14 protein-coding genes are annotated in these 17,953 nt (G+C 61.4%); 9 read left to right on the top strand and 5 right to left on the bottom strand.

Translation table 11 applies throughout. The features are described from left to right. The first annotated feature begins 72 nt into the window (after window positions 1–72). From ASD52_RS03850 to ASD52_RS03880, 7 genes are all read left to right on the top strand, one after another. The gene (locus tag ASD52_RS03850; RefSeq protein ID WP_057222932.1) at window positions 73–1,332 is read left to right on the top strand and encodes an ABC transporter substrate-binding protein; all 1,260 of its coding nucleotides are present in this window, start codon (window positions 73–75) and stop codon (window positions 1,330–1,332) included. Window positions 1,333–1,453: 121 nt separating this feature from the next. Further along, a complete protein-coding gene (locus tag ASD52_RS03855) occupies window positions 1,454–2,377 on the top strand; it encodes a sugar ABC transporter permease (protein ID WP_057222936.1) in 924 nt (307 codons plus the stop codon). 7 nt (window positions 2,378–2,384) lie between these two features. Beyond that, window positions 2,385–3,245, top strand: coding sequence for a carbohydrate ABC transporter permease (locus ASD52_RS03860; RefSeq protein ID WP_057222942.1), 861 nt, complete (start codon window positions 2,385–2,387; stop codon window positions 3,243–3,245). Window positions 3,246–3,249: 4 nt separating this feature from the next. Then, window positions 3,250–4,311, top strand: coding sequence for a sn-glycerol-3-phosphate ABC transporter ATP-binding protein UgpC (gene ugpC, locus ASD52_RS03865; protein ID WP_057222949.1), 1,062 nt, complete (start codon window positions 3,250–3,252; stop codon window positions 4,309–4,311). Further along, window positions 4,298–5,074 (top strand): SUMF1/EgtB/PvdO family nonheme iron enzyme, encoded by a 777-nt coding sequence (locus ASD52_RS03870; protein ID WP_244497408.1) that lies wholly within the window; start codon window positions 4,298–4,300, stop codon window positions 5,072–5,074. Before ugpC ends, ASD52_RS03870 begins: the two co-directional genes overlap by 14 nt. Beyond that, on the top strand, window positions 5,053–6,051 hold the full coding sequence (locus tag ASD52_RS03875) for a ScyD/ScyE family protein (RefSeq protein WP_057222951.1): 999 nt from the start codon (window positions 5,053–5,055) through the stop codon (window positions 6,049–6,051). The genes ASD52_RS03870 and ASD52_RS03875 overlap by 22 nt, the downstream gene beginning before the upstream one ends. Window positions 6,052–6,368: 317 nt before the next feature. Next, window positions 6,369–6,713: a hypothetical protein gene (locus ASD52_RS03880; protein WP_038577932.1), complete on the top strand. Its 345-nt coding sequence runs from the start codon at window positions 6,369–6,371 to the stop codon at window positions 6,711–6,713. Between the two features lie 117 nt (window positions 6,714–6,830). Here the strand turns inward: ASD52_RS03880 and ASD52_RS03885 are convergent, their stop codons facing one another. Beyond that, a complete protein-coding gene (locus ASD52_RS03885; RefSeq protein ID WP_057222954.1) occupies window positions 6,831–7,973 on the bottom strand; it encodes a Xaa-Pro peptidase family protein in 1,143 nt (380 codons plus the stop codon). A gap of 317 nt (window positions 7,974–8,290) precedes the next feature. Between ASD52_RS03885 and ASD52_RS03890 the strand changes: the two genes are divergently transcribed. Beyond that, entirely contained in the window at window positions 8,291–8,584 is a 294-nt protein-coding gene (locus ASD52_RS03890; RefSeq protein WP_057218995.1) for a hypothetical protein, read from the top strand. A 15-nt stretch (window positions 8,585–8,599) separates the two neighbouring features. Here ASD52_RS03890 and ASD52_RS03895 read toward each other — a convergent pair whose 3' ends face one another. The 4 genes from ASD52_RS03895 to ASD52_RS03910 are packed head-to-tail and all read right to left on the bottom strand — an operon-like array spanning window position 8,600 to window position 10,815. After that, a complete protein-coding gene (locus tag ASD52_RS03895) occupies window positions 8,600–9,163 on the bottom strand; it encodes a GNAT family N-acetyltransferase (protein ID WP_057222955.1) in 564 nt (187 codons plus the stop codon). Further along, window positions 9,163–9,681, bottom strand: coding sequence for a tail fiber protein (locus ASD52_RS03900; RefSeq protein WP_244497409.1), 519 nt, complete (start codon window positions 9,679–9,681; stop codon window positions 9,163–9,165). The genes ASD52_RS03895 and ASD52_RS03900 overlap by 1 nt, the downstream gene beginning before the upstream one ends. A 50-nt stretch (window positions 9,682–9,731) precedes the next feature. Further along, on the bottom strand, window positions 9,732–10,262 hold the full coding sequence (locus tag ASD52_RS03905; RefSeq protein WP_057222960.1) for a tail fiber protein: 531 nt from the start codon (window positions 10,260–10,262) through the stop codon (window positions 9,732–9,734). Window positions 10,263–10,284: 22 nt separating this feature from the next. Beyond that, window positions 10,285–10,815, bottom strand: coding sequence for a tail fiber protein (locus ASD52_RS03910; protein ID WP_057222961.1), 531 nt, complete (start codon window positions 10,813–10,815; stop codon window positions 10,285–10,287). A gap of 241 nt (window positions 10,816–11,056) precedes the next feature. Between ASD52_RS03910 and ASD52_RS03915 the strand changes: the two genes are divergently transcribed. Beyond that, a complete protein-coding gene (locus ASD52_RS03915; protein ID WP_057222963.1) occupies window positions 11,057–17,587 on the top strand; it encodes a putative Ig domain-containing protein in 6,531 nt (2,176 codons plus the stop codon). The last annotated feature ends 366 nt before the right edge of the window (window positions 17,588–17,953 follow it).

Below are 17,953 nucleotides of genomic sequence, written 5' to 3' on the forward strand. Positions count from 1 at the left end.
CGCGCCGGATAGGGTAGGGCCCCCCCACGAAAAAGCGGCCTTTGGATATCAACTCGGAATGGGAGGTGTACGATGGTTCGCAAACTGTTTCTCGTCTTAGCTGCCGCGGCGTCCGCGCTGGCGATCAACGGGGTCGCATGGGCCGATTTCACAGTCCTCGTGCCATCGAGCAGCGAGGGTGACGGCCTTAGAGCTGCTGCCGACGACTACTCGAAGATGAAGGGCACGAAGGTGGAGATCGTGCAGGCGCCTTATGCCAATGTGTTCGAACAGGGCGCCAATGCGGGGGCAACCAAATCCGGCGTGTTCGACATCATCTTGATGGATGACCCGTGGATTCCGTTTTTCGCCGAGAACGGACATCTCGAGGATTTGACGCCATACTTCAAGAATGCGGGCATGGAGGGCCCGGACAACGACTTCCTGTCGAAGTCGCTGGCGATCTGTCGCAACCCCTACAATACGGGACCTTATGTGTGCCTGCCCTATGTGGGAAACGCCCAGATGTTCTTCTATGACGCCGCCAAGTACAAGGAAGCTGGCGTCGACGCTCCCAAGACCTGGGATGAGGTATTGAAGGCGAGCCAGGCCCTAACCAAGAACGGCGGAGGTCGCTATTTCGGTTATGTCTTCCGGGGCGGCCAGGGTAACCCGGTCGTGGCCGACTTCATGCCGATCTTCTGGTCCTACGGCGCCAATATGTTTAACGAGGATCGCACGAAGGTGACGATCGATACGCCGGAGGGCGCGGCCGCGATGAAGATGTTCATGGCGCTCCGCGACGTTTCTCCAAAGGGGATCGAGAGCTACAATGCCAACGAAGTGGGTACGGCGCTTGCTGCTGGTGCCGCCGCCTCGTCTATCAACTGGCCGAACTGGGTTGCGACCTTTGAGGATCCGGGCCAGTCGAAGATGGTTGGCAAGATTTCCTACGCCCCTATTCCGGCGGGCACGAAACCGGGCAGCTCCGAAATCGGCCATTGGACCATGGGCATCATGTCGGCCTCCAAGAATAAGCAGGAGGCCTTCGACTTCATGGTCTGGGCGACCTCGGCGGAGCAAATCAAGATTTCCGCCACGCGCGGCAATCCGCCTGTCCGAGCCTCGGTCTTTGCCGATCCGGAACTGACCTCGCAGGAACAGTTCCGACACTATCCGGTGTTGATGGAGGCGATCCAGGCCTCGACGCCTCGTCCACGCCATCCGAAGTGGCCGGAGATCGAGAATGCCTTCGGTATAGAGCTTTCCAAGGCGGTCGCAGGCACGATCACACCAGAGGAGGCGCTGAAGAGCTCACAGGCAGCAGTCGAAGAGATTACCGGCCTTAAATAGGCGGCGATGCGATCTGCGCGGAGTGGGGTTTTTAGGCCCCGCTCCTATGGTGGTGACGGCAATTACCCGCAGCGCTCGCGGGGTTTGAGGTTCGTATGGACAAGCTGTTCGCGGGAGGGAGATGTTGACGCCCGATCAAGGCACATTGACCGCACCGCTTCGACCAGGTGGCGATCTGGAGCGGTGGGCAGAGCGCCATCTGCGCTTCCTCATGCTTGCGCCAACGGTCATCATATTGCTCGGGCTGACGATCTTTCCCAGCCTCTATATGTTCTATGCCGCGGTTCACAAGATCAGCCCGAACCCCGATCTGCCGTGGGAGTTCGTCGGCCCCGACAATTTTGCGCGACTGCTTTCCGACACGCAATTTCACGTCGCACTCTGGAACACGACTGTCTTTACAGTCGTGGCAGTGACGACCGAATTCCTCCTCGGTCTCGGCCCGGCGCTGCTCCTCGACAAATTCATCCGCCGACTAGCCTTTCTCAAAACCGTCCTGATGATCCCCATGATGCTGCCGCCGGTCGCCGTCGCCATCACCTGGAAGATCATCTACGAGCCACAGTTTGGCGTCCTCAACGAAATCATGTTCCGTCTCGGTCTTCCACTGCAAGCCTGGGCGGGCGACGTGAACCTCGCGATGTTTTCGATCATCGTTGCCGATGTTTGGCAGTGGACGCCTTTCATATTCCTTCTGATGTTGGCGGGGCTGGCAAGCCTGCCGGTCGAACCCTACGAGGCCGCAGCGCTCGACGGCGCCTCGTCATGGCGGCAGTTCTGGGATCTGACGCTGCCCTTCCTGAAACCGGTTATCGCCATTGCCTTGCTCCTGCGCGTCATGGATGCGCTGCGCCTTTTCGACCTGGTCTTCATCCTGACGGGGGGAGGTCCGGCAGACCGAACGAAGGTCTTGAGTCTATACATCTATCAGGTCGCCTACCGCTTCGCCGATCCCGGCTACGCGGCGGCGATCTCGCTCTTCGTGCTGTTCGTGACGATCGTGCTGAGCACCTGGTTCATGAAGCGCATGCGGCTGGCGGAGTGAGGCGACGATGGCGACGATAAGAACACGCAGCCGGGTCCGGGAGATGCTTCTCAGACTATCCGCCTATCTGACGATCCTTATCGCGCTGATCTTGACGCTGTTTCCCGTTTATTGGATCGCGGCGAATTCGTTCAAGTTCGACATCGACATCTTCGCAGTACCGCCCGAATGGCTGCCGCGCAACCCGACATTGAAGCACTATGACGAAGCGTTCATCCAGCGGCCGTTCCTGCGCTACGCATTGAACAGCTTGCTCGTTGCGGTCGGAACCACGATCATTTCCGTAGGCTTTGGCACGATGGCTGGCTATGCCTTGGCGCGCTTCAGCTATCCGTGGCAGTGGCGAAAGCAGATTTCGTTCTGGATCCTCTCGACGCGCATGATGCCTCCTATCGTCAGCATCATTCCGCTCTACCTGTTTTTCAACTACTTCGACATGCTCAACACGAAGTCGGCGCTCATCGTCGCCTATACCGCCTTCAACCTGCCGTTCGCGACGTGGATGATGAAGAGTTATTTCCAGGACCTGCCGGTCGAACTGGAAGAGGCCGCGATCGTCGACGGGGACACGCGCTGGGGCGCATTCCTGCATGTCGCTTTGCCGCTCGCGCGTCCAGGGCTCGCGGCGACGGCCATCTTCTGCCTGATCATCTCGTGGAACGAGTTCCTGCTTTCCCTGATCATCACGCTCACCGAGCAGTCGCAGACGCTTCCGATCGGCATCGCCGGGCGGGTGACGCAGTACAAGACCTATTGGGGGGAAATCAGCGCCGCTGGGTTCATGGCCTGCGTGCCGATCGTCATCTTCGCTTTCATCGTTCAGAAGCATCTTGTCCGGGGGCTGTCTCTCGGGGCCGTCAAGGGGTGAGACCATGGCGTCCGTCACGTTCACCAATGTCTCCAAGAAGTTCGGCGAATTCATCGCGGTCGCCGACTTCAATCTAGAGGTCCGGGACAAGGAGTTTCTCGTCCTGCTCGGCCCCTCCGGTTGCGGCAAGACGACGACGATGCGCATGGTTGCCGGTCTCGAGGAGGCGACATCGGGCGATATCTACATCGATGCGGAACGCATCAATGGCGTCCTGCCAAAATATCGCGACGTCGCGATGGTCTTCCAGTCATATGCCTTGTATCCGCACCTCAGTGTCGAGGACAATATCGGCTATCCACTGAAGATCCGCAAAGTGCCCCCGGCCGAATACAAGCGACGAATAGCCGAGGTCGCGCGGCGCGTTGAACTCGACACGATGTTGTCGCGTCTGCCGAAGGAACTCTCCGGCGGCCAGCGCCAGCGCGTAGCACTCGCCCGTGCCATCGTCCGCACGCCACGTGTCTTTCTGATGGACGAGCCGCTTTCCAATCTCGACGCCAAGCTTCGCACTCAAATGCGCGCCGAGCTGAAGCATCTCCAGCATGAACTGCAGGTCACGACGATCTATGTCACCCACGATCAGATAGAGGCGATGACACTCGCCCACCGCGTGGCCGTAATGAACAAGGGCGTAATCGAGCAGCTCGGAACGCCGAGGGAAATCTACAATGATCCGCGCACCCTCTTCGTTGCCGGTTTTATCGGTTCGCCGCCGATGAATCTGATCCCCGGGGAGGTGACAAACGGCGTGTTCGTTAGGGCCGGCCTAAGGGTGGCGGGTCTCGGCCGGGCAAACATCTCTTCCGCCGTTCTCGGTGTGCGTGCGGAGGACGTCCATGCGGCCGGAGCCGAGGATGCCGACGTCAACCTGGTTGCGCCGATCTATTCGGTGGAGCTCACGGGCGAGAACACGCTTGTAAGCCTGCAGTTAGGCGGCCAACTGATAACCTTGCGCGCCGACAAGAACTTCGCTGGCCAGATTGATCAGCGGATCGGCGTGAAGGTTGCGACAGATCGTATCTTTCTGTTCGATGGAGGGACACAATACCGTGTCGACTTCTGACATCTGGACGGCGGCGATTGCAATCACGGGGGCATTCGCCGCGGCCGCGGCCGCTGCCGATGCCGGTCCCATCGACGGCAATCCGCTGATCGAGATCCCTGCCGGCGTGTTCGTCTTCGGTCGTGACGACGGTCCCGAAAATGAACACCCGCGCCGCGTTCTGTGGGGACGGGCCTTCGCGATCAACCGCACCGAGATCACGAACCGGCAATACGGACGCTTCATCGATCAGACCGGTCACCGCCCCGCCTTCTACGCAAATCACCCGGTTCTGGGATTGGACGACCGGCCGGTCGTCGGGGTGAGTTGGGGAGACGCCGATGCTTTTTGCCGTCACTACGGGTTGGCGCTGCCGTCGGAGCAACAATACGAGAGAGCGGCGCGCGGAACGACGGGCAGCGCATTTCCGTGGGGCTCGGCCCCTGGTGACTTGATGCGGGCAAATTCCGGCGCGGATATCTGCTGCTCCGGCGACGCGCGCGACGGTTATCCGATGACCGCGCCAGCAGAGTCCTTCGCCGAAGGCGCAAGCAGCGAGGGCATCCTCAATCTTGTCGGCAATGTCTGGGAGTGGACCAGCGATGTTTACGCGCCCTATGACGGTGGGGCTGCGGCAAACGGTACGGGGCTATACCGCGTGCTTCGCGGTGGCTCCTGGAACAGCAATGCACGCCACCTTACGACGACCTATCGCCTCGCCTACAATCCGGAATTTCGTTTCTCAGCCAATGGTGGCTTCCGATGCATTCGCTCCGCGGCTTGACAATCGTTGCTAGTCTTCTGTTCCTGGCAGTCGGCGCCAGCGCAGAGCCGGCAGTCGCACCCGGCTACCGGCTAGAGACCGTTAACCTGCCGGGTGCCGCGTTCGCCGGTATGTCCCGCGACGGCGAGGCTCTGCTCGTCACCGATCTGGCCAGCGGCCGGCTTTATAGCCGCGACTTGGATGGTAAGCTCGTCGCATTCGGTCCGGTCTTTTCGCATGGTCTCGACGTGATCGGCGACCCGACCGGTCCCTATCGTGTCGTGCGTGCCGGCGACGTCCTTGTTGTCGCCCAAGGGTGGACGCCGGCCAACTCCGACGCAGGCCCGTATGACCACGCCCTCATTGCGATCGATGGGGCTGGCGCGGTCCGCATCATCAGCAGCGATTTTTGGAATCCGTTCGACTTCATCGTTGCGAACGGCGTTTACTATGTGATCGATGCCGCGCGAAACAGTGTCGAACGGGTGCAAACGGACGGGCAGAAGAACACGATCATGACGTTCCGCCGTATGGCCGAGGCGGCGACGGCACTGCAGGATCTTTCGCCGACAGAGTTCGCGACCGGGAACAGCTATGAAGTCGATGCTGTGCCGACCGGCATCGGGCTGCGCGACCGGCGCCTTTATGTCGCGCTGTTCGGCGGCTTTCCCTTCCTTGCTGGTGCTGGAAAGATCGTTTCGATCCCCGAAACCGGTGGCGCGTCAAATCCGCGACTTGACGTCGAAGGCCTGAATGCGCCTGTTGCTATCGCCTTCGACAGTGATGGAGTGATGCTTGTTCTCGAACACGGTATCTACGATCAGCCGGAAGGTTTCCGGAAGGGCAGCGGTCGTTTGCTCAGACTCGACACAATGACGGGCAGCCGAAAGATCATTCTCGACGCTTTGACACGACCGGTGTCCGTCCTCGTCTGGGACGAGCGGCGGCTCGTCGTTTCCGATCTGGGCGGCAACCTCCATTTTCTGACACGTGAATAGGCGCACTGACCACCAGTGCGACGACTTATCGAGGCGAAGAGTGTGTCGGGTCGCACTTCAAATGGGCAACGAGTGCGAAATACTGATCGCTCGCGCATACGCGTTGTATCGGAACTGATCCAATGGGGTCGTCACCTCTCGAAATAGAACTCCCGGGCGGAGGCGTCGCGAAGAGATGGATATGCGTTTCTGAGCCCGAGGTTGTGCACTGCGTTGCTGGTCACGATTGGCAACCGCCGTTGATGCCGGGGAACCTTACCTGGCCTTTGTCGTTCAGTTCTCAATAGGCTCAACTGAACTCTATTGAGGAGGCGGACATGCAAAAGTCCATTCATAATCTTTTGGCGGCAGGCCTGCTCGCGGTCGGCGCTCTCACAGCCGTTTCATCCACGTCGTCGGCGCAGTCCCTCGACCTCTACATCGGCCCGGACGGACGTCCTGAACTGCGCGATAGAGATCTAGACCGTCGATACTACGAGGACGAGTACGAGCGGCCGGGCTGTAGCGAGCGGCAAGCGCTTCGTCGTGCATCGAGACTTGGACTACGTGATCCGGAAATTCAGGCCGTGACGCGCAGACAAATCGTCATCGATGGCGAACGGCGCGGGCGGTTCGTGACAGTCGCATTTGCTAACCGGCCCGGCTGTCCTCGCCTCGGCTAAGCGCGCTGCGTCATTGAACCGGCTGGACCGCCGCAAGTGTTCTATCATCGGCCAGTCAGCCATTTCGTCGCAGGCTTCATCGCCTGAACTGATGGCATCATGCCCCAGTCAGGTCGTTCAAGCAAAAGGCTGGGTTGGGCCGGTGGCGGGTTGCGTGAACCAGCGCGGTCCAGTGTCAGACATGAATATGTGGTCTTCGAGCCGGATACCGAACTGACCTGGTACGACGATCATCGGTTCGTTGGAGAAGCACATTCCGGCACGAAGGCGCGTGCCGTTACCGCGCACGATGTATGGTTCCTCGTGGATCTCGAGGCCCAGACCATGACCGGCCCGATGGGGTAGGCCCGGTAATCTATAATCCGGACCAAGGCCATCGCGCACGAGCACCGCTCGGGCCGCATCATCCAGCAAGCGGGCTTCCACGCCGATCTGCGCGGCTTCGAAGACTGCCTGTTGTGCCTCGCGCTCGATCGACCAGACGCGCTCAAACTCTGCATCCGCCGCGTCCAGCATGTAGGTGCGGGTGAGGTCCGAGTGATAGCCGTCGATGCGTGTGCCCGTATCGACGAGGATCGCTTGTCCCTTCTCAAGCACCTGGTCGCCATCTGCCCCATGCGGCAGGGATGTGGCGGTTCCGAATGATACGATACAAAAGGTCGAGCCACCGGAGGCGCCGAGCGCGCGATGCTGTTCATCGATATAGCGCACGACATCGGAGGCCCGTATACCCGGCTCCATCATGACGTGTGTGCGTTTGTGAACCTCGAGGGTGAGGTCCATCGCGTACTGGATCAGCGCAATTTCGGCTGCTGACTTGCAGAGCCTGAGATCACGGATCAAACGAGCACCATCGCCGATGCGATCAACGCCGAGTTTCCTGACGAGTTCATGATAGGCAAACAGCGGCAGCGCATCGTCGAGCGCGAGCCTGTCCGTGGCTGCAAGCAGTGAAGCAATGAGCTGAGCGGGGCTTTCCTCTTCCTCCCAAGTGGCGATTTCGCCAGGCAGGTGCGGCAGTGTTTCCACGCGACTGCGCTCGAAACCCGGAACGATGTAGGTAAGTGTCGTGGGTGTCACCAGCGCACCGAGGAGACGTTCGCTTTGATGCCAGACAAGGCCAGTGAAATAGCGAAGGCTTTCTGTCGCTCCGATCAGAACGGCTGAGAAACCGGCAGCCTCCATGTTTTCGCGCAATCTTCCCAGTCGCGCATGTCTTTCCGTAGCGGAGATCGAGGCAGGGCGGGATGGCAGAGGCATGTCGGCTCCTGTGTCAGAATCTTTGAGGCTTTACCAATGTACGAGGCCAAAACCCATCTGTCTCTTTTATATATTTTATATGTAGGCAATTTGTCGACAAAATTGGCGCGCGACACCCACCAAACGAAGCGAAGGGAACAGTGCAGCCGATGTTCTTGTTCTGTGCTGAAAATTTCGCTGAATGTACAAGGGGAACGCTAGCGGTCGCTTTCATAAGAGCGAAAGAACTCGAGATGCCCGAAGTCTTTTGTGCTCAACCGCAATGCTGTAAGTGTACAGCCATCGACCTAAGCGGGAATCATCGGGGAGAACAGCGCATGGAACTTCTGACGCTTCAAAATTTTGCGGGTTGTGTCGGCCAGGCGTTTGATTTGTCTCTTGGCGAGAGCACCGTGCCGCTGACCTTGGCGGAAGCTTCTCCGGGCACAACACAGATCCTGCCTGGCATGCGGCGCGCGCCTTTTTCCCTGGTGTTCCGCAGCAGTTCGGCGATCGTCCTGCCGCAGCAGATCTACCGCCTGAGGAATGCGTCGCTCGGCGCGCTGGAGATCTTCCTCGTACCGGTCGCCAGGGACAAGCAGGGCATCGTCTACCAGGCCGTATTCAATTGATGAGGTGAAAGGCGGTCAGAGACGCCCAGTCTCGGCGAGGTTGCAGCAAGACCATTCCATCTGGACGTGTGAACCACCATTCTCCTCGGCTCGAAAACCAAGACGATGGTAGAGAGCCTGCGCCCGGAAGTTATGCTGCTCGACGTGCAGGACGACGGCCTCGCAATCGGACACCGTCGCCTCGTGCTGGATGGCCGCCAACAGCGTGGTTCCGTGGCCTTGACGGCGCCATTCCGTCAGCAGTCCGATGTCGACGATGAGCCAGCGCTCCTTCGTCGCATCAAGATAGACGCGGCCGACTGGCTCGCCTTCGATCTCGACAACGAGAAAATCTGCATCGGGAAACGTCGCGATGTAGTGGCGATGCTGGAACAGGAACTGCTGTTGGAGAAAGGCGTGTTTCTGTTCGATTGACCAAGGCACCGCCGCCAGTTCGTCCGCTCGAAACGACCGGTAGAGCCGTAGCAGAAACGGAAAATCCTCGGATGTGGCGTGGCGCAGGACGATGTTTGCCACCGACAGGCGGGAAGGATCGCGCCGCGCCGGAAAGCCAATCTCGGCAATCTCGACGGGCGGCATCACCCGAACGACGGGAAGGCGCCCGCGAGGGAAATGCAGAAATTCACCGCGAGATAGGGCTGTCGATTTTCATGCGGCTGGCCGTTGCCGGCAGAGCCAATCATCGTCGGAGCAAACTGCGCATACGGCTGGGCGTCTATAGCCATAATCTGGCTCTGGGTGGGCAGGGTCAGCGAATTGCCGGCAGAAGGCGTGTTCGCCTTTTTTGAAGTGTCGGGCTGATTGTAGATCGTGAACGCGTGGGAATGTGCCGGCATTTCAGCCGAGTTCAGCGTGACATTGTTTTCGCCGAATGCTTCCCCAATCTCGCGCCCACTCAGGCCGGGTCCTGCGCCCTGGGTGCATGCGGCGCGTCCGGTAAAGTTGGGCAACTGGTAATTGGTGGTGCCATTGCCTCCATAGGTCACACCCAGCAGAGAGAACAGCGCCGGATTCTGCTGGATCGGAAACAGCGCTCCGTTGCAAAATGCCCAACCAGTGGGCGCGAAACCAAAACCGAATAGCTGAATTTCACCCATGAAAGGCTCTGACATTCTTTATTCCCCTTATCGTGAAATGGCGGTTCGGCTCAGCCTTGTGACGGAAAAACGCCGTAGGTGGCGATGCAGAACTGCGCCGTCAACGTCGGCATTGCATTGTCATGGGGCAGGGTGTTGCCTGTAGGCAGGGTGGAGTTCGAAGAGGTCTTGGAACCGACAAGGTTGGACGTATCGGTGGCATATAGCGTATCGCTCGCCACCGTCCCGAGTTCGACCGTTGAAGCGACCTTCGTGGCCTCGGCCGTCGCCGTCGTCGCGAACATCGGATGGCTGTGTGACGGCAGCTGCGTGCTTAGAAGGGTCACGCTCTCGGAACCGCCAACTTGGCCGAGAACGCGCGGTGTCAGGCCCTGTCCGTTGCCCCAGTGAAGAGGCACGCGGCCGCGCAGATCCGGCACGGCGAAGGTACTTACCCCGTCCCCGCCATAGGTGGTGCCAATCAGCGTGTACAGTGTCTCATATTCCGCTATCGAAAGCAGTGAGCCGTCGCAGGCCTGCCACCCGGTCGGCACGCGGTGGAAACCGAACATCCGTATTTCCCCGACATAGGGAGTGCTCATTCTTGATCTCCGGCGGCTGGGTTCAATTGCGGGACGGGTAAATGCCCGAAAGCGCAATGAAGAAATTGATGACGTTGTATGGTTGGACGTTGGAATGCGGCTGTCCGCCGCCTGTCGGCACGACACTTTGCGGGGACAGCAGCACCTGCGCTCCACCAGTCTGTGCATAGATCGGCACGGAAGTGGTGCCGAAGAGTTTGCCTTCCGGGTTCCGCTCCTTGCCGTCGGCCGTCGCGCCGTTGCCGATATGCGTGTGGGCCGGAATTTGTTGCGAGTTCAGAGTCACGGTCTCGGTGCCGCCGACCTCGCCGATCCCATAGGCCGGAGGCCGCCAGCTCGGATCGGCCGACTCGCCGAACGCTACCGGCGTACGGCCCTGCAGATTTGGCAGAGCAAATGTGGTGGTACCGTTGCCGCCGTATGCCGTCCCCAACAAGGAGAACAAGGCCTGGTTCTGGTTGATCGCCAGGATCTGACCATTACAAAGCGCAAAAGATCGCGGCGCGAAGCCGAATCCGCCCATCATGATCTGTCCGACAAATGGTTCGGCCATGGTTGTCCCCATCCCAACGAAGCTAGACGACTCTGGATTTATCCCCGCGGGCACTCTCTCCTATAACGGGCATATTAGGAAGGGGGGTCCAGGGAACTTTTTTTAGACTTCCCGTAGAAGTGGTGCGATTCTGGGTTGTGTGACTCAAAATTACATGTCAGTCAGTCGGCGAGGCGGTGAACGGACTGATCGTGACGATGGACTCCGTCCATGTGGCGTGCAGTGCGCACGGGGGCGAGATATGTTTCAGCAGTCGTTTGGTCGGGCAGGCCTGGTGCGCGGTGACCGCGGGCCATTCGCCTTTTTCCTCGGTTTCCTCGTGTTCCTATGCCTGGCGACGCTGTGGCCCGTGTCCGCCGCGCGAGCGGGGGCCTGCGGGACAACCCAGAACATCTCGGTGGTATCGGGCGGGACCAGCATCATTACCTGCTCGGTATGGGGCTTCATTCAGCCCGCGGTGACGCCTCCGGCTCATGGCAGCCTGACATTCGGTATGCCGACGAACACCAATGCTCTCATCTACACCAACAATGGGGATGGGGCGACGTCCGACAGCTTTGTCGTCTACGATGAAAGTGTCACGTCGCCGGTTACCTTTAACGTGACGGTGGCGCCGTCGAGTTCGCCGTTGACGGTAACGCCGGCAAGTCTGCCGACGCCCGCGATCGGTGTACCCTACAATCAGACGCTGAGCACCACCGGTGGCACCGGCCCCTATACCTATTCTCTGGGTGGCGGGACGGTATTGCCGCCCGGGCTCACGCTCTCGGCGGCCGGTGTTATCTCGGGAACGCCGACCGGCTCTGGAGGCTATAGTTTCACTGTGCATGTGGTGGATTCGACAACCCCCGCGGCCCACGCGGTCGACAAGAGCTATAATCCGGCGATTGCAGCGCCGACGATCGTTGTCACTCCGAGCAGCGTGCCAGATGGAGGGGTCAACGTTCCCTACAGCCTGCAGTTTTCTGCTTCCGGCGGCACCGCGCCTTACACCTACACACGCGACAGCGGCACCCTGCCGGCCGGGTTGAGCCTTTCGACCGGCGGGCTGCTGTCCGGTACGCCGACGGCGGCTGGCAGCTCGACGTTCATCTTGAAGACGCAGGATAGCACGACGATCTCGACCGGCGGCGTGCACTTCAAGACACAAAGTATAACGATCACCATCAATACCTTCCCACCCGTGACCCTGTCGCCGGCGAGCGGTACGGCGCTTTCCGCCGGTACGGTGGGCACGGCCTATTCAAACGCGTCCATCTCGGCCAGCGGCGGCTCGGGCACTATCACCTATGCGGTGACGGCAGGTTCATTGCCAGCTGGCCTCGCGCTGAGCGGATCAACGGGCGCGATCAGCGGGACGCCGACCGCCGCGGCGACCGGCACGGCGAACTTCACGGTGACAGCGACCGCCGCGACCGCCGGTTCGGCTTCTGCAAATTACTCCATCACGGTGGCCGCGCCGCCGGTGGTGCTGACACCGGCGAACGGAGCCCTGTCGGCTGGAACGGTCGGCGTTGCCTATGCGAACAGTTCGATTTCGGCCACGGGCGGCGTTGGCGCGATCACCTACGCCGTGACATCCGGTTCGTTGCCGGCCGGCCTCAGCATCAATGCCTCGACCGGCGCCATCACCGGCACGCCGTTGGCCGGCGCGTTCGGAACCGCAAACTTCACGGTGAAGGCGACCGCGGCAACCGTCGGCTCGGATTCGAAGGACTATTCGATCACGATCGCAGAGCCGCCGGTGGTGCTGGCGCCAGCGGGCGGTGCCTTGGCGGGGGGCGTCGTTGACGTGGCCTATCCGGGGGCATCGGTGTCTGCGAACGGCGGCTTGGGGACGATTACCTATGCGGTGACGGCGGGTGCGCTTCCCAATGGCCTTGCTCTGGATCCCTCGACGGGCACGATTTCCGGCACCCCGACGGCGGCCGGGTATGGCACGGCAAACTTCACGATCAAGGCGACGGCCGCAACCGCAGGCACGGCAGCTGCCAGTTACTCGATCACGATCACGGCACCGCCGATGACGCTGACGCCGGGGGGCGCGTTGACCGGTGCTACCGCAGGTGTCGCCTATTCAGAGACGTCGATCACGGCGACGGACGGACTGGGCACGGTCGTCTATTCGGTAGCGTCCGGAACCTTTCCGCCGGGCTTGACACTGAATGGATCGACCGCTGCGATCAGCGGCACGCCATCGCTTGCGGGTACTTTCAATTTTGCGGTCACAGCGACCGATGCGCATAGCCGGACCGCCACTGAGAGCTACAGCATCACCGTGGCTGCTACGGTTCCTGACGCACCGACCGCCGCTGCGGCGACAGGCGGTGACAGCAGCGCAGATGTGAGCTTTGCTGCACCCGCTTTTAGCGGCGGCACGCCGATCACCAGCTACACCGTAACCTCAAATCCGGACGGCATCACCGGAACGGCAACGTCGAGCCCGATCACGGTGCCCGGCCTTTCCAACGGCACCAGCTATACATTCACTGTGACCGCGACAAACAGCACCGGCACGGGCCCTTCGTCAGGCGCTTCCAACGCGGTTACACCGAAGGCGCCGCAAACCATCACCTTCGCCAATCCGGGCGCACAGAACTTCGGCACAACACCCACATTGACGGCAGCATCGAGTTCCGGACTGACGGTTACCTTTACGTCGTCTTCCGCCGCGGTGTGCGAGGTCAGCCCGGGCGGGCAGTTGACCTTCCACCTCGCCGGTCCTTGCTCCATCAATGCCGACCAGGCGGGCGACGGCAGCCACTTGGCCGCGCCGCAGGTCACACAGACTTTCACCGTCAACGCAGTCGCCCCCGGTGCGCCGACAGGCGCGAGCGCAACGGCCGGTGTCGCGGCCGCCACTGTCTCGTTCACCGCGCCCTCGAACACGGGCGGTGCGACGATTGCCAGCTATACCGTCACCTCAAGTCCGGGCGGCTTCACGGGAACGGGACCGTCGAGCCCGATCACGGTGCCCGGCCTTTCCAACGGCACCAGCTATACATTCACCGTGACCGCGACCAACAGCGCTGGGCCGGGTTCGGCGTCCAGCGCATCCAATGCGGTCACGCCGAGGTCGTCCCAGACGATTGCCTTCGGCAATCCGGGCGCGCAGAACTTCGGCACCGCTCCGACTTTGACGGCGAACGCGAGTTCCGGTCTGCCCGTTGCCTTTGCGTCCTCGACCACGGGGGTGTGCACGGTTACTCCCGACGGAACGCTGACCTTCCAGCAGACCGGTATATGCACCATTGAAGCCTCTCAGTCGGGCGATGGCACCTACCTCCCCGCACCGGCGGTCGCACAAAGCTTCGCCGTCAATCCTATCGTGCCGGGTGCGCCGACGGCGGCTTCTGCGACCGCCGGCGACACGCAGGCGATAGTATCCTTCGCCGCACCGTCGAGTACGGGCGGTGCGACGATTACCGGTTATACCGTCACGTCAAACCCTGGCGGCATCACGGGGACCGGCGCATCGAGCCCGATTGCCGTGAGCGGCCTTACCAACGGCATCAGTTATACATTCACGGTGACTGCGACCAACAGCGCTGGCACGGGTCCGGCGTCCTCTGCCTCCAACGCGGTCATCCCGAAGGCGGCACAAACCATCACCTTCGCCAATCCCGGCCCGCAGGACTATGCGGCACCCGTGACGCTGAGCGCGAGCGCCGACTCCGGGCTCACCCCAGTCTTCCAATCGCTGACGTCAAGCGTCTGCGTGATCACGCCAGGCGGCGCCTTGACCTTCCGCAATGGCGGCACCTGCACCATCGAAGTATCGCAGCCGGGCAACGGTTCCTATCTGGCTGCCCCGAATGTCAGCCAGTCCTTCCTGGTTTCGGCGCCGATTTTCGCCTTCACGCCGGCCGCCGGCGCATTGCCGGTCGCGACCGTGGCGACGGCCTACACTCAGAGCTTTGGTGTCAGCGGCGGAACGGCGCCCTATAGCTTTGCGATCGCCGGCGGTGCGCTTCCGGGCGGCTTGACGCTCGACACTTCGACCGGTGCGCTTACCGGTACCCCGACGGCTGATGGCGCGTTCAATTTCACGGTGCAGGCGACCGACAGCTACGGCGCGGCCGGGACCAGCAGTTATAGCCTGACCGTTCGCATCCAGGTACCGATCGCGGGTGCCACGACTGCAACGGTTGCGGCCAATTCGTCCGCCAATACTATCACGCCCAATCTTTCCGGCGGCGCAGCCGCGTCTGTCGCTATCGTCGCGGCGCCATCGCATGGTGCAGCTAACGTGACGGGAACCACAATCAGCTATACGCCGGCGACCGGTTACTCCGGCGCGGACAGTTTCACCTACACTGCGACGAACGCAACGGGCACGTCGGCGACGGCGACGGTTACCGTCACGGTGTCGCCGCCGACGCTCGCCTTCACGCCGGCGCCAGGCGCGCTTGCCGGTGCGACGGTCGCGCAATCGTACGATCAGACGATCACGGCTGCGAATGGAACGGCGCCCTATAGCTACGCGATCACTGCCGGAGCGCTTCCCGCGGGCTTGACGCTCGCCGGCGATGGCCGCCTTTCCGGGACGCCGACGGTTGACGGACCGGCGACCTTCACCGTCACGGCGACCGACGCGCACGGCGCCACGGGCGATGCGGCCTACAGTCTGGCCGTGGCCGTTCAGGCACCATCTGCCGGTGCGGTTTCTGTCACCATCGCCGCGAATTCGGCAGCAAACGCCATTACGCCCAATCTTTCCGGCGGAGCGGCTGTGTCCGTCGCGCTTGCGAGCGCGCCGGTCCACGGAGCCGCGTCGGTGTCAGGCACGTCGATTCTTTATACGCCGGCGGCCGGCTACTCGGGCACTGACAGCTTTACCTATATGGCGACGAACGCAACGGGGACGTCTGCGCCCGCGACGATCACAGTGACGGTCTCGCCGCCGGTCCTGGCGTTTTCGCCACCTGGCGGCACACTCGCCAATGCAATCCCCGGCGTTTCCTACAGCCAGAGCATAACGGCGAGCACGGGAACGGCACCCTACATCTACACGATCGCGTCCGGTGCTCTGCCGGGGGGGCTGACGCTGGACGGGTTGAGTGGGACCATTTCCGGACGGCCGACCGGCGATGGCGACTTCCGTTTCACCGTGACGGCGACGGACGCCAACGGCGCGACAGGTCAGGCGAGCTACCAGATCGCCGTCGTCTCCAGCAATTTCGTCTTTAGCCCGTCCGCCGGCGCACTGCCGGATGCGATGGTCGGCGAAGCCTATTCTTCGCGCATTTCGGCGACCGGCGGGGTTGGCGCTCTGGTCTACAGCGTCAAGAGCGGCGACCTGCCGAAAGGCATGGTTCTCAACGTCTCCACCGGCGAACTGACCGGGCCGCTCGCCAATGATGCGACGCCCGATACCTATCGTTTCACCATCGCGGTAGCTGACAGCCGTGGTGCCAGCGGATCGGCGGCCTATAGCCTGCAACTGAAGGCGCGCGCTGTCACCGCGCCGGATATCGTCGTCGAGGTTCCCGCCGGCTCGACACCGAACAACGTGTACCTCAACGCCGGCGCCACCGGAGGCCCGTTCATCGGCGCCGCGGTCGCCTCGGTCACGCCGCCGATCGCCGGCGCGGCCGAGATCATCGAGGGTGAACTCGCCGCTGCCGGCAGCTTCACGCCGGTCGGCTTTTACCTCAAGTTCACGCCGAACCCTTCTTATTCCGGCCCTGCCGTTGTCGGTTACACGCTACAGAGCGCGATCGGCTCCTCCAATGTCGGGCGTGTCACCTACAAGATCGCGCTCGATCGTGTGGCGGCCGGGGAGGAGATCAACAGCCTCGTGCGCGACTTCGTGCGCACACGGCAGAACCTGCTGTCGTCGACGGTCAAGGTTCCGGGCCTCATTGATCGGCGCAGGGCGGCCGCGAGTACCGATCCGGTCACAACGGCCGTCACGCCATCCGAAAGAGGCGCACGTCTCGGCTTCTCCTCCAGCCTCGCCCAGATCCAGGCGGCACGCGATGCCGCCGATGCGGCCGCAGCCGGCGAAACCTTCGTGATGACCAATCGCCCTTTCGACATCTGGGTGAACGGCAGCTTCCTGTTCCACAAGGACGAAGACGACAAGAGCGACAAATGGGGTAATTTCGCCCTGTTCTCCGCCGGCGCCGATTATCTCCTCAGTGACCGCGCGCTGGTCGGCCTCTCGGTCCACTACGATTACATGACGGATCCGACCGACGAGGACGCTGAACTGACCGGCAACGGTTGGCTCGCCGGTCCCTATGCCTCGTTCGAAATCGGGCAGAATGTTTTCCTCGATGCGAACCTGCTCTACGGCGGCTCGTCGAACGACATCGACACCGGCATTTTCCGTGGCGGCTTCGATACAAGCCGCTGGCTGGCGGATGTGAAGCTCACCGGCGAATGGCAACTCGACGAGATCACCGTTTTGACGCCGAAACTCAGAGCCGTCTATTTCAACGAGGAGACTGACAATTACAGCGTCAGCAATGCCCTGGGCGAAACGATCGATCTCAAGGGCTTCATCGAGGAACAAGCCCGCTTCAGCATCGGCTTCGATGTCGAGCGGACGTTGGAATTGGAAAACGGGTTGACCCTGTCGCCAACGGTCGGCGCGGATGTCGGCTTTGCCTCGCTCGATGGCGAAGGTCTGTTCGGAAGGGTCTCGGCCGGGCTTGCGCTTTCCAACAACGACAACTGGGACCTCGACTTCTCGCTGCTGTTCAACATCGAAGGTGACGGCTCGCAGTCGGCCGGTGCCAAAATCGGCGCGCGCGTCAGCTTCTGACAAATCGCGCGATGACACGCGATGATCGGTGATTGCGGTCAGCTGGCGGCAATAAGGCGGCGCTGACTAGTGACGGATTGTGCGGCGATTGCTGAGACGATCACGTGGTGAGTGGGCCTGAGGCACTGACGATCGCAAAAGGGCGGGCCACCCCAACCTCGCAGGCGACGCGTTACATCGCCTTATTCCTCAAGCCTGTGATTGCTCTTGTTCTGAATACCAGGTCGCATAATGTATCGATCGCATCAATTCTTGGCCGCAGCACTCGATTTCACCGACCGGCAGAACAATACCCAGTAACCGTGGTTCTGCTGTTTCAACTCCACCCGCATGCACGTCAACACCCACCTGGAACCCTTGGCAAAC

Origin of the sequence: Ensifer sp. Root142, assembly GCF_001426785.1 — a bacterium.
In the GTDB taxonomy this organism is placed as follows: domain Bacteria; phylum Pseudomonadota; class Alphaproteobacteria; order Rhizobiales; family Rhizobiaceae; genus Ensifer; species Ensifer canadensis.